Here is an 11,534-nt window from a genome sequence, read left to right as displayed (position 1 = left end):
ATGCTCGTATTCATCATGCGAAATTACTTCAACCCTTTTTGGAAGATTACAAAGCACGTCTTGAATTGGTTTTCTTACCTCCCTATAGTCCGCAACTAAACTTGGTTGAGGGACTTTGGAAATGGCTGAAATCAGATGTCATTAACAACGTGTTTTTCCATACCGTCTCAGAAATCCGCAAAAAAGTGGCTGCGTTTATGCAAAACATTGCTCTCGATACTCAGACAATTATTGATCGTCTTTCCCTTCGTTTGGAAAACGACCGACTTACTGAATAATTCTAGTTCAACTTATATAGTACGCGATTTTGAAATCCGGCACTCAATAGAAAGTATAAAATTAATAACAAAGATAAAAATCCTCCTGGGTACCCCCCTACGATCCGTTTGGAGTATTGATAAATGGTCTTACCGGGAAATTGTTGGCTCAGTTTCACCATTATCACAGCAACCAACATTACAATAATGCCACCGAGCACAACAGACATCCATGCGTCCGGAGTCTTGACGGATTCCACCACATCTCTGGGCAAAGTGAGAATCCCCGCCCCTAGTACCGAATTCGTCAAGAATAGTGATGTCTGTCTTGTTGTAATTTTATCATCAGCACGCACAAACATTTCTTCCCCACCTTCCATCTATTTCCTTAGTTCTGCGTAATTGGATGGGAACATCAAACGCTTGCCTCTACTTCTGCCGGTGAATAAGCAGCTGAAAAAGCTACACAAATATAGCTCTTTCTGAATTTATTTACTATTTGATTCTGACTGTCTGATTTATATCTGAATGTACTTTATTTCATATAAAACATATTATTTCCATTCATATATGATTTATTCCTCAATCTCTGACCCACAAATAAGCTGTATTCAAGCATTTCTTACCAAAGCTCTACTTTTCGCAACAGCCAAAGATTGCCCGTGGAACGCTACCTTCTGCCTGGGCATAAGATAGCGTATCAAGAGTGAAGGTGGAATCTGTATGTCTAAAAACAAACGAGGCAAAGCACTATGGCGTACTCCATCCCGGAGCAGAGGAACATGTCCGCTCTGCGGCAGCACGCGAATCAAGCTTCTGTATTTCGGTAAAGGCCTTTCCGGTGAGAAGCTCACCGTCTGTAAAAAATGCGATGGGAAGCAAGCAGTTTAACAAGGTCCACCCTGGGGACCTTCTATTCGATACCATCGGCTTAAAAAAAGGAAGTGCTGTAATTGCGGCACTTCCTTTTCCTTATGAGACTGGAGTATCGCTGCTAGCAGAACGGCTTTCCTATACGTTTAACCGGGCATAGACCGTTTCATGGACAGGAATTCGATTCAGTCTCTTTTCAGAGTATAGGCAAATTCAAGAGAATCTGAACCTTAGTGCGCTGGCTTGATCCACAGCTTGGAGATATCCAGGAAACCAAATGAGCTGGTATGCAACCCGAGCAGGCTATGATTGAGCTGTGCTCTTTTGTTAACATGAGAACCATATAGAAGCCAGCAGTGATCCCGGATGATTCCCTCCACTTTATCCAGCAGCTCAGCCCGTCCCTCTCCGTTTAATAGTGTAAAGTCCTCCAGTTCCCGGTCCAGTAAAGAGCTTTGGGCAGGCTCCAGGTAGGCGTGTAAATAATTGGATTTATTCCTAAAATAATTAATTAATCCCCATTGCCAGTCATCCTCCAGAATTTCCTCCGCCATAATCAGTTCGGCTGAGCTCAGCGCGTCTTTGGCATGTGATTGGATATAGGACTGGAGCTCAATACGCAGCCCGATCTCTGCTCCGCGCCGTTTAAGCCAGTCTGCTTCTTCCAGGTCTTTATGAACTGTATATGCAAGGAGGATACTCTCGCCTTGATAACCACTGCTTGCCAGCAGCTCGCGCGCCTGTTCCAATGGAGGCTCTGTCCAGTCGCTTTGAGCGCTCTTCCAAGGCAGGAAGCTGTCTGCTGGTGTAATGCGGTTGCCGCCCAATTCCCTTACGAGTGCCACTTGGTTGTACAGGATTCGTAGTGCTTGCCGAAAAGCGAGCTGATGATGGACTCCCTTTTTACGGAAATTAACCAGCATGTACTTGCAACCCAAAGCCGGGTAGTTAATGCTGTTCGTCACGGAACCTTCCGAAGGGAGCTTCATCCGGTACGCACCCGGCAGCTCATATTGACGTTCATTCGGGCCGTGATCCGGCACAAACCAAATATCCACCCGATCCAGATGCGGGCGAATCCCGTAATATTGTTCAAATGCGCTGAGCACCAGCACATCTTCATTCAAATCGCTGATACGGTAGGGTCCAGTCCCGATTAGTTCCGTACGGATGTCTACATCATAAGGTAGAATGCTCATGTGCATGCAACTAAACAAATGCAAGAAGAATAGATTCGGACGACGAAGATGGAAACGAATGCAGTGATCCCCCTCTACACTCACGTGCTCGATGTCCTCATAGTTCCAGATGGCTGGACTGTTCAGATCGAATAAACGCTGCAAGGTTTCCTTAACATCCCGCGAAGTCATCACTCTTCCATGATGGAATCGCACGCTTTTACGAAGAAAGAATACCCATATCTTATAATCCTCACTGCTTTCCCATGTGTGAGCCAGTCCCGGAAGAAAAGTCTGGGTTGAGGCGTCATAGGTGACTAACGTGCTGCAGATTTGCCCTAGCAAATAAGCTTCAAAAGCCGTAATCACAAAAGCCGGGTCCAGCTTCTCCAAACGGCGCCCGCGCATCATACGCAGGACATCCTGCCTGGAGGCGGTTTCCGCTTCACTATGAAAGCCCATTTGTATATTCAGCGAGCTGAGCAGCCGTTCCTTTAGCGTTTCATTGGCTTCAGTGACACCGATCAATTCGATGGCTTCCTTAATCTTTCCTTTTCCCATCAACTCCTGAAAGTTATCCTCAATGGCCTCGTCAATTCCCCGCAAAAAAGTCAACTCCGAAGTATGGCCTCTCCCGCGTCCCGGCTTCCAATGAATAAATGCATTTTCTTCAAGCCTCCGCAAAATAAATTTCACATTACGGGGAGTACAGCACAGGGCGGCGGACAAGCTGTCTATCGTTACAGGAACAGGCTCATGGATCCGAAAAGGAATGTTAAACGTTCTTGCTAAATGTATAAAGTGTGCGGTGCTGGTATCCATTGTCGTTGCTCCTCATTAAAGGTGAAATACATCGAATAAATCTTACACTTTTATTTCCCCCTTTTATCATTACAATTATACACAAGTCGTTTTTTATTTCATAGCAGCATTCATAAGCAATCCCAAATTCATCAGTAAGATTAGGAGATCCTCAATCACATGAAACAGCATTTGCGGCACATCCATCCCTTGGCCTGGACCATTATTATCGGCACGATGTTCGGCCGCCTCGTGACCTCGATGAGTATTCCTTTCTTATCCATCTACTTAACCCAAGTTCTCGGTGCTTCGCACTCGCAGACGGGCATAACGGTGGCCGTCAGCTCATTGGCAGGTGTGTTGATCAGCTTCTATGGCGGATACATATCGGATATCTTTGGGCGTAAAATCGTCATGCTGGTCTCTGTATTCGGCTGGGCCTGTGTCTTCTTCGGCTTCGCATCAGCGCAGCATATCTGGGTTTTCTTCCTGGTGAATACGCTGAATGGCCTATGCCGTGCCGTATTCGAGCCAACGTCACGTGCACTACTCTCGGATATCACCCCTCCGGCTCATAAGCTGCTGGTCTTCAATCTGCGGTATGCAGCGGTTAATCTGGGTGTTGTATTCGGCCCGATTATCGGTTTGCAGCTGGGCTCCGCTAAGTCCACCTTCCCGTTTGTGATCGCTGGAGTCGTCTATATTGCTTACGGAATCGTGCTGTTCTTGCAATTCTCGGTCCATCGGGCCAGCCTGCCTGTCCGCTCAGAAGCACACGCTCCACAGCTGCGTGAAGCTCTGGCAGTCACCAGCAGGGACCGGGTATTTTTGCCAGTGCTGCTGGGGACCATCTTTTGTGTACTGGGTTATGGTCATTTCAGCTCTACGCTGGCCCAGTATCTGGCGGTCGATACGCATTTCTCGAACGGCAGTCAGGTCTTTTCCTACATGCTGTCACTTAACGCAATCACCGTATTGGTCGTTCAGTATCCGATTGTCCGCACAGCAAGCAAATTCCCGCCGCTTATTCCGTTAATTCTGGGGAATATTTGTGTGGCGCTGAGCCTGCTCCTGTTCGGGCTTGCCGGTGGAGTAGCGCTTTTAATGCTCAGTGTGGTATTGTTCACGATCGGTGAGGTTCTGCTCTTCACTATGATGGATATGCTGATCGACCGAATTGCCAAGCCTGAATGGAAAGGTACGTATTTCGGCACGATTGGCTTCAATAACCTGGGTAACGTAATGGCTCCTATTCTCGGTGGCCTGCTGTTGGATCAATTTGGCGCCACTAATGGCCCGGCTGTATTTGTTCCGCTCGCTTTAAGTACAGCACTGGGGCTTCCTTTCCTCATTACCGCACACAAAAGACTGACTGCCAGAGAGCGCACAGAGGCAAAAATCAGCTCGCAAAGTGCTTGACTCCACAAAGGACCTCTCCTGAACAGCATGAAACAAGACCCGTGTAAGCCAAAGCGCTTAGCGGGTCTTGTTTATGAGGAAGAGGGTTGTACCGGGTTAACATAATATATAATATGTTTCCTGTGGATATTGCAACACTTCTTTCAAGAATACACCTTCTGCAGGAATACAAGCTGTTCCTCAATATATCTTCTAATTTCCGGGGGAGTGACGATTTCTGCTTCGTTCAGCAGATTCATTACCTGCCTGCACGCGGATTCATAACTATACAGATTCAGCGTATACTCCATGAGCTCATCCGATTCCAATACTCCGACAATTTCGTACTGCTTCATCCGCCGCTGCTGGTCCTTTCCGGTTCTCACAACTACAGGATAGTATTCCTCTTGCTTGCAGCTTTGCTTGAAAGACTCACTCCCTCGCAGCCAATATTCCTCCAGAGCGAAATCTTCTGGGATCATGTAATTGCCTTCCGTAACTTCGGCTGATGTGATCCGCTCGCACTTGAATGTACGAATAGCTTCTGCTGACTCGCAGTATGCCGCCAAATACCAATCTCCCTGCTTCACAATCAGTCCATAGGGTTGTACATTACGGCAAGTCAGACCCCCATTTACCTTACGGTATTGAATCTGAATGCATCTGCACCTCCAGACCGCAGACCGAAGCTGCTCGAGACAAGGAATCTCGGTCCGTTCCTCCCACCATGGAGTATTATCGTAATAAAACCGGTCTTTGGCCTTGCGGATATCCTCCTGGTAGGCAGCTGGCAACGTATTTTCCAGCTTCAGCAGCGCATTCCTAAGCATCAGTCCTGATTCAGTCCATGCATCAAAAGGAATCCCCATTCCCGTCAAATACAGGTTAATTACCTCTTCCCCGTGCAGCTTTTGAAGATTAACGGTGTATCCTTCCATCAAGGAAATCCCGCCACCCGGCCCGGAAGTTGTCACCATGGGGATTCCCGATTCTGCCAAAACATCAATATCCCTGTATATCGAACGAACGGAGGTTTCCAGCGCTTCCGCCAGCTCTTTCGCCTTTATTTTCCCCCTGGATTCCAGTAGTAAAAGGATTGCAATCAAGCGATGCAGCCTCATTTCCAGCCCCCTAATACATTAGTAAAAGATTAAGATTTTCCGCTCTCGCTCTATTCTTGCCACTCTGATGTCAACAATATAAGTGTATGCTGAATGTATCAGAGAGAGGAGCTGCTGTAAATGAATATTGGCATACTGGGAACTGGCTTTGGAGCTTATCATGCAAGCCTGCTGGTAAAAATGAAAGGTATCAACCGGGTTGTTATCTTTGGTAGGAATGAAACCAAGCTTAATCAGCTGAAGGAAGAACTGGGGGTTGAAATCACTAACTCCATCAACGAAATCCTATCGGATGCCACGCTGGATGTGATTGATATCTGCCTCCCTTCCGGCCTGCACACTAAATATGCTATCGAGGGGCTGAAGGCTGGAAAACATGTGTTTTGCGAAACACCGGTTTGTCTGAGCTGCGAAGATGCTGCGGCTATGCTGCAGGCGGAGAAAATCTATGGAAAACGGATCATGGTCAACCAGTTTATCAAATTTGATCATGCGTATTCCTATTTGTACGAGGTAATGCAGAGCGGGAAATATGGGAAGCTGCTTCACATATCCTTGAGAAGAGAAACTGCACCGTTATGGGGCGACCTTAGTTTAAGTAAAATTGCTACCCATCTGATGATTCACGAACTGGATATGGTATGCTGGCTGCTGGATAACCCTCCGCTCACCTCAGTATGGGGAAGCAGCAGCGGACAAGACGGGCAGGCGCTGGTTCATGCGCTTTTAGGTACACCAGAGGTTTCAGCAGAGATCTTAGTCACCTCACAAATGCCTGCTTCATATCCGTTCACTGTTGGCTATGAAGCCTATTTTGAACAAGCCAAGCTTGAATTTCATGAAATAGATTATCCGGACGGCAAGATTGATGCCACACTGTATGAGTATGGAGTTTCCGGGAAACAGGAGCTTGTACTGGAACAGAGTAATCCCTATGAGAAAAGCCTGTGCTATGCACTCCAATGTTTCCGGGACGGATCAACGTCGATGATCTCGCTGAAGCAAGCTGTGCTTGCTGTGGAAACTGCTTTTGAGATTACACACAAATTGTCTTGAAGATTACAGAACAAATAAGGAAACCAGGCACCCCCACCCTTTTTCTGTGTTTTAGTATTGCTGGATCGTCTATTGTTGTGTTTAGGCGATGTATGGTGGGAGGTGTTGCTGGGTTTGCTTTGCTATTGTGAATTATTCATATGATGAAATAAGAGAATTGATTATCCAAAATCTTGATAATTCGGCTTGTCGATTACATTACCGTTGAGTATAGTTTACGTATTTAATGTTATGTTAACTTTGTTGTTTTTTATCATCAAAAGTATCCACTTTACCCCTATTTCCAGCGAATCGCCCGACTTCACGGTCCCTTTTTGCTACAATAAGGTAAATAGCGATGGGGAGGGATCTAATTTGAAAGATGACGAAAAGGTAGATGCAACCTATGTGGAATTCACAGTCAAGCCAGTTCCGAATAGGACTGATCTTCCCCACTCCCGGTACAGGAAAGAACCAAAAGATATAATCTGGCATACCGAAAATATGAGTGTAGACAGCTTTCATGAAGCACATGAATGGATAATGAGCGGACCCTACAACGAGATTGGATATCTCTACGACGGCTATATAACAACGAATTGGATGCTGGCCCATGTTCTTGTGTATGAATGGACTTGGCGGAATACAATTTCTGATCCTCAATTTCTGGTGTACACAAATTATGATTATACCCGTGAAGGCATACTGTACAAAGTTTGGGTTACCCCCGTATCAGCAGTCGGTGTACAAGAAGTAAGACCTGAAGAGTCCTAAAGAATTATAGATAAATCCTGATTAACGCAACCCGATTATAGTTAACATATTTATTATTATGTAATCTTACTTTGTAGGATTGGCTCCAATCAGCTTAGACTTGCATGAAAATAGGAAAAAGGCATACCGTTATAATACGGTACGCCCTATCTTCATTCCATCGTCAATCGATATTCGCAACCTTCCACTCCCCTTGCTTGGTGCGCAGCAATGAGATCGTATAGCTCTGGTCGGCCTGATAGCCTTCATCCGTCATATACTGAAAGCTTACATCGAAATTTGCCCGCTGTGTACCTTCTGCAGGGATACCCTCATAGGTCATCTCTGTAAAACGGTAAGATGTCGAGGTATTGATGAAGAAGCTGAGGTAGTCTCCGGTTTCCGGTGAGTACATAGTGCTCATAAACTTTTTTTTATCATGTGCAACTATGGCCTGGAGACAGATCATGACCTCATTCAGCATCTGTCTGTTCTCTTTGCCCACTCCAACATTAGGCTCCTGAATAAAAACTCCGGCAACCAGCGGTGTCTGTTTCTTCATGTATTGCACTTCTCTCAGGATATCTATGAACAGGGGTAGGAGCTCTTCCCGCTGCGCTGGTGTGGTTCGGATTTCAGCTTGATAGATTTCTTCTTTGGCTCGGATTCTGAATACATCCACCCTGCTGTTTCCATCGGGATAGCCGCCCTGGTATTCCTTATATTGAAGCAGAGCAGCAGCACCATCGGCTATTTCAGGTTTGTATGCACCTGCCAGAGCAGAATCATCTGTCTGAATTTTCCGAAAAGAGATCCAGTTCGACTTGTCGCTTGTCCCCCATGCAGTTCTGCCGTTCCTCTCAAAACGGATTAAGTTCTCCGGCATAAATACCGCCAGCGGCAAATTCCGGTCACTGGAATAATCGGCCTTCAGCTCCGTTCCTCCAGTCATATAAGCCCTTCCGCTTCCGTCATATTCAGGCACTTCGTCTTTGATCAATGAGACTGATTTTGCCGCAGGCAAAGAAGTTGCCCCAGCAGTAGGCACAGTAGTCGCAGTTGCAGATGGAGCGGAGCTAACCTGTGTCGGATTAGCTTTTGACTCCTGAGTATGAGAATTTGAATTACTGCTACAGCCTGAACTTATCGTAGCCATAGCAGATACGCAGCCTATCCAGAAGATTTTTTGGATGCTGGACATGAACAATCACCTCAATATCCAGACGCTGGAAATCTCTACATGTTGCACTTTATCGAACGATTTTGCTGCTTTATGCTCAATGAATGAGATGTATATTCAATCCTGTTTTGGTTATTTTATTTATTCACTCTATTAATACTTAATGTGCTGAAATATTGACTGGGATTCCCCTGCCTGGAATTAAAACGTTCTTTGAATTCACCGCCTGTGTAGGAACCGATGACCCGGTGCCAGAAGTTGCGTGCGGGAGTATTGGCGCGAATCTGCGATACCTTCCAGTCACCAGGGAACATATCGAACAACCGGTGTGCTGCCCATGTGCCTACCCCGCTGCGGCGGTATTTTTGCATCACAAAAAACTCTGTCATGTAAAATTGCCCCTCCGAACTGCGAAGCAGCCTATCCACTAGGGCGAAGCCGGCAATCTTATCATCCACCGTAAATACATAGGCGAATTTATTGTTACCGCTATTCCAGTAAGCCTCCAGGCCGGGATATGGCGGGAACATGCCGTCACGGTCAACCTCAAGCTCCAGATAGCGGGTAAAGTCATATAGATAAAACTGCATCAACCTGCTGATGGTTTGGCGCTGCTCTTTGGGAACCAGCTCGATTCCAAGTTCCATGGGGTCACCTCTGAGATTCACTTTTATTACACATTCTATAACTTTGTCCCTTCAGGAGCAAGGCAGGCCCCTTATAAGAGCTGTGAATTCCGGCCAAAAGCCACGAAACATGATAAAATAGGAGGAAATCAGAAAGACTAGTCCGCTGAATACCAGAACCCTTAAGGCAGGTGAACAAGTTTTGAGCATTCAAAAAAACACTGACCGCACACATCTCGACCAAAAAGTGCTTCACATGCCATGGTTTGTGCAGCAGTTCATTGACTACAAACGTCCAGATCTCTCACCCTCTACCCTGCTGGAGTATATCCGCGACTATGAATCGTTCTTCGGCTGGCTTCGTGGCGAGGGACTTACCCAGGCCGCCAGCCTGGCAGAGATTACTTTGCTGGATCTGGAGACGCTGCATATGGACAGTATCGTCGGTTACCGCCTGCATCTGACAACACGTGCAGATGGTACAAATTCCAAAGTTACCGTCTCGCGTAAGCTGTCTGCCCTTCGTTCACTATTCCATTATTTAAGCCAGATCGCTGAGGACGAGAACTTCTATCCTTTGCTCAAACGCAACGTGATGGCCAAGGTTGAGATCAAGCGTATTCACAAACCTAAGGATACCGCCGCCAAGCTTAAAGGCAAAATTCTGGAGGACGAAGAACTGCTGGAGTTCGTAGGGTATATTTATGAAGGGTATGGGCGCGATATTGAAGCAAATAAGCAAGCCTATTATTCGTTTCAACTCAACCGTGAACGCGATGCCTGTATCGCCAGCCTTATTCTCAACTCCGGCCTCCGTGTCTCAGAAGTGGTCAACCTTAATGTGGATGATCTGGATGTGAATAACAAGCTGCTGTACGTCTACCGTAAGGGTCACAATGATGAAACGTTCAAGACACCGGTCTACTTCCGGGAGCAAGCCAAAGATGATCTCTCCCTTTATTTAACGCTGCGCCAGTCCCGTTACAAAACGCCCAAGAAAGAAAAGGCATTGTTCATTGCTCTGCCTAACGGAAGTCATGAAGGCAAACGGATGACCAAGCGTGCAATCCAGGAGATGATTATCAAATACGCCAAACGGTTCGGTAAGCCGTACTTGACTGTGCACAAGCTACGCCACTCATTTGCCACAGACTATTATTTGCAAAATGATATCTACAAAACGAAGGAACAGCTCGGACACGCCTCAACGGAAACAACGGAAGTCTATGCCCATCTTACAGACAAAACAATGTCTGAAGCAATTGAGCGGCGTCTGGAGAGCTGAATACCCATCCACGGAGGGAGTTTATTGTCTCAAATGTTTCATCCTATGGATTTACAGTCCAACTGTGAAGAGTGCTTCGGCCTTTGCTGCGCCGCATTGCCCTTTGCTGTATCAACAGATTTTGCTATTAACAAAAATGCGGGCCAGCCTTGTCCCAATCTTCGGGATGACTTCCGCTGCGGGATTCATACCGGCCTGAGAGCCAAAGGATTTAAAGGATGTACGGTATACGAATGCTTCGGTGCAGGCCCCAAGGTTTCCCATCACACCTTTGCCGGCCGGGACTGGCGGGCGGCTCCGGAATCAGCGGCTCTAATGTTCGAGGTCTTCCCGGTAGTGCGTCATCTTCATGAGCTGATGTACTATCTGACCCAAGCACTTGAGTTACCGGCCGCGGAACCGATCCATAGCCAGCTCCATTCCGCACTTGAGCAGACTACGCGGATGACTCTACTGCCGGCCGAGAAGCTGCTGGAGGTGGATGTGCCTACTCACCGTGCAGAAATTAACGAGTTGCTGCTGCAGACAAGCGATCTGGCACGTGATGCCGCTAGGCGTCAACTGACCAATATCCCCAAACGACCAAAAAACTATGGCAGAGGTGCCGACCTGATCGGAGCAAAGCTCAAAAAATCCGATCTGCGCTGTGTTAGCTTGCGTGGAGCTTATCTGATTGCGGCAGACCTCAGCGGGGCTGACCTGAGGGGAGCCGATTTGATTGGCGTTGATTTCCGAGACGCGAATCTCTGCGGGGCCGATCTCACAAATACCCTCTTCCTGACCCAATCCCAGCTCAATGCTGCAAAGGGCGATGCATTAACCAAGCTTCCTGACGCACTCGCACGTCCTGAGCATTGGTCTTCATTGTAAACCTGCTGTCTACATCTCAACACTTTAATTCCAGCAGTCTGTAAGAGCAGAACAGCGGCCTTGTGCTCCTCCTAGTGGGGAGGCGGGCCGCTGTTCTTTATGACGGGGTTCTATAAGACGTAACTTGTTCGATTACTGCTGCATTGTTGGATTTCTA

At 47.0% G+C, this 11,534-nt stretch carries 11 protein-coding genes and 1 pseudogene; 7 read left to right on the top strand and 5 right to left on the bottom strand.

Annotated features, from left to right (window positions below; translation table 11 throughout):
* The coding region (locus A3844_RS29735; protein ID WP_208619460.1) for a transposase at positions 1 to 278 on the top strand (278 nt) is incomplete at its 5' end.
* A 17-nt stretch (positions 279 to 295) separates the two neighbouring features.
* Here the strand turns inward: A3844_RS29735 and A3844_RS29730 are convergent.
* Positions 296 to 619 (bottom strand): annotated as a pseudogene (locus tag A3844_RS29730) (GerAB/ArcD/ProY family transporter); the annotation flags it as partial.
* A 350-nt stretch (positions 620 to 969) separates the two neighbouring features.
* On the opposite strand from A3844_RS29730, the gene A3844_RS32950 reads away from it, so the two are divergent.
* The gene (locus A3844_RS32950; protein ID WP_167374772.1) at positions 970 to 1,290 is read left to right on the top strand and encodes a hypothetical protein; all 321 of its coding nucleotides are present in this window, start codon (positions 970 to 972) and stop codon (positions 1,288 to 1,290) included.
* Between the two features lie 70 nt (positions 1,291 to 1,360).
* Here the strand turns inward: A3844_RS32950 and A3844_RS29725 are convergent, their stop codons facing one another.
* Positions 1,361 to 3,130, bottom strand: coding sequence for an ABC transporter substrate-binding protein (locus A3844_RS29725; RefSeq protein WP_074109376.1), 1,770 nt, complete (start codon positions 3,128 to 3,130; stop codon positions 1,361 to 1,363).
* A 159-nt stretch (positions 3,131 to 3,289) separates the two neighbouring features.
* Here A3844_RS29725 and A3844_RS29720 point away from each other — a divergent pair, with 159 nt between their 5' ends.
* Positions 3,290 to 4,528, top strand: coding sequence for an MDR family MFS transporter (locus A3844_RS29720; RefSeq protein WP_074109375.1), 1,239 nt, complete (start codon positions 3,290 to 3,292; stop codon positions 4,526 to 4,528).
* A gap of 143 nt (positions 4,529 to 4,671) precedes the next feature.
* Here the strand turns inward: A3844_RS29720 and A3844_RS29715 are convergent, their stop codons facing one another.
* Positions 4,672 to 5,628, bottom strand: a complete 957-nt coding sequence (locus tag A3844_RS29715) for a helix-turn-helix transcriptional regulator (protein ID WP_074109374.1) — start codon at positions 5,626 to 5,628, stop codon at positions 4,672 to 4,674.
* Between the two features lie 120 nt (positions 5,629 to 5,748).
* On the opposite strand from A3844_RS29715, the gene A3844_RS29710 reads away from it, so the two are divergent.
* Positions 5,749 to 6,684, top strand: coding sequence for a Gfo/Idh/MocA family protein (locus A3844_RS29710; protein WP_074109373.1), 936 nt, complete (start codon positions 5,749 to 5,751; stop codon positions 6,682 to 6,684).
* A 354-nt stretch (positions 6,685 to 7,038) separates the two neighbouring features.
* Complete coding sequence (locus A3844_RS29705) at positions 7,039 to 7,437, top strand: hypothetical protein (protein ID WP_244169891.1); 399 nt, start codon at positions 7,039 to 7,041, stop codon at positions 7,435 to 7,437.
* Between the two features lie 163 nt (positions 7,438 to 7,600).
* Here A3844_RS29705 and A3844_RS29700 read toward each other — a convergent pair whose 3' ends face one another.
* Positions 7,601 to 8,617: a hypothetical protein gene (locus A3844_RS29700; RefSeq protein WP_167374773.1), complete on the bottom strand. Its 1,017-nt coding sequence runs from the start codon at positions 8,615 to 8,617 to the stop codon at positions 7,601 to 7,603.
* A 116-nt stretch (positions 8,618 to 8,733) separates the two neighbouring features.
* The gene (locus A3844_RS29695) at positions 8,734 to 9,243 is read right to left on the bottom strand and encodes a GNAT family N-acetyltransferase (RefSeq protein ID WP_074109371.1); all 510 of its coding nucleotides are present in this window, start codon (positions 9,241 to 9,243) and stop codon (positions 8,734 to 8,736) included.
* Positions 9,244 to 9,424: 181 nt separating this feature from the next.
* Here A3844_RS29695 and xerS point away from each other — a divergent pair, with 181 nt between their 5' ends.
* Both xerS and A3844_RS29685 read left to right on the top strand, forming a co-directional pair.
* Positions 9,425 to 10,507, top strand: coding sequence for a tyrosine recombinase XerS (xerS, locus tag A3844_RS29690; RefSeq protein ID WP_074084499.1), 1,083 nt, complete (start codon positions 9,425 to 9,427; stop codon positions 10,505 to 10,507).
* 33 nt (positions 10,508 to 10,540) lie between these two features.
* Entirely contained in the window at positions 10,541 to 11,377 is an 837-nt protein-coding gene (locus tag A3844_RS29685) for a pentapeptide repeat-containing protein (protein WP_083607090.1), read from the top strand.
* Positions 11,378 to 11,534: the final 157 nt, after the last annotated feature.

This window comes from Paenibacillus helianthi (genome assembly GCF_001909055.1).
GTDB lineage: Bacteria > Bacillota > Bacilli > Paenibacillales > Paenibacillaceae > Paenibacillus_AQ > Paenibacillus_AQ helianthi.
Note: the sequence above shows the minus strand (reverse complement) of the source record. Positions and strands in the feature narration are given on the sequence as shown.

Excerpts from the sequence above, each read along its gene's own strand:
- A3844_RS29725 (WP_074109376.1), bottom strand. The coding sequence starts at position 3,130 with ATGGATACCAGCACCGCACACTTTATACATTTAGCAAGAACGTTTAAC.
- A3844_RS29720 (WP_074109375.1), top strand. The coding sequence starts at position 3,290 with ATGAAACAGCATTTGCGGCACATCCATCCCTTGGCCTGGACCATTATT.
- A3844_RS29715 (WP_074109374.1), bottom strand. The coding sequence starts at position 5,628 with ATGAGGCTGCATCGCTTGATTGCAATCCTTTTACTACTGGAATCCAGG.
- A3844_RS29710 (WP_074109373.1), top strand. The coding sequence starts at position 5,749 with ATGAATATTGGCATACTGGGAACTGGCTTTGGAGCTTATCATGCAAGC.
- A3844_RS29700 (WP_167374773.1), bottom strand. The coding sequence starts at position 8,617 with ATGTCCAGCATCCAAAAAATCTTCTGGATAGGCTGCGTATCTGCTATG.
- A3844_RS29695 (WP_074109371.1), bottom strand. The coding sequence starts at position 9,243 with ATGGAACTTGGAATCGAGCTGGTTCCCAAAGAGCAGCGCCAAACCATC.
- A3844_RS29685 (WP_083607090.1), top strand. The coding sequence starts at position 10,541 with ATGTTTCATCCTATGGATTTACAGTCCAACTGTGAAGAGTGCTTCGGC.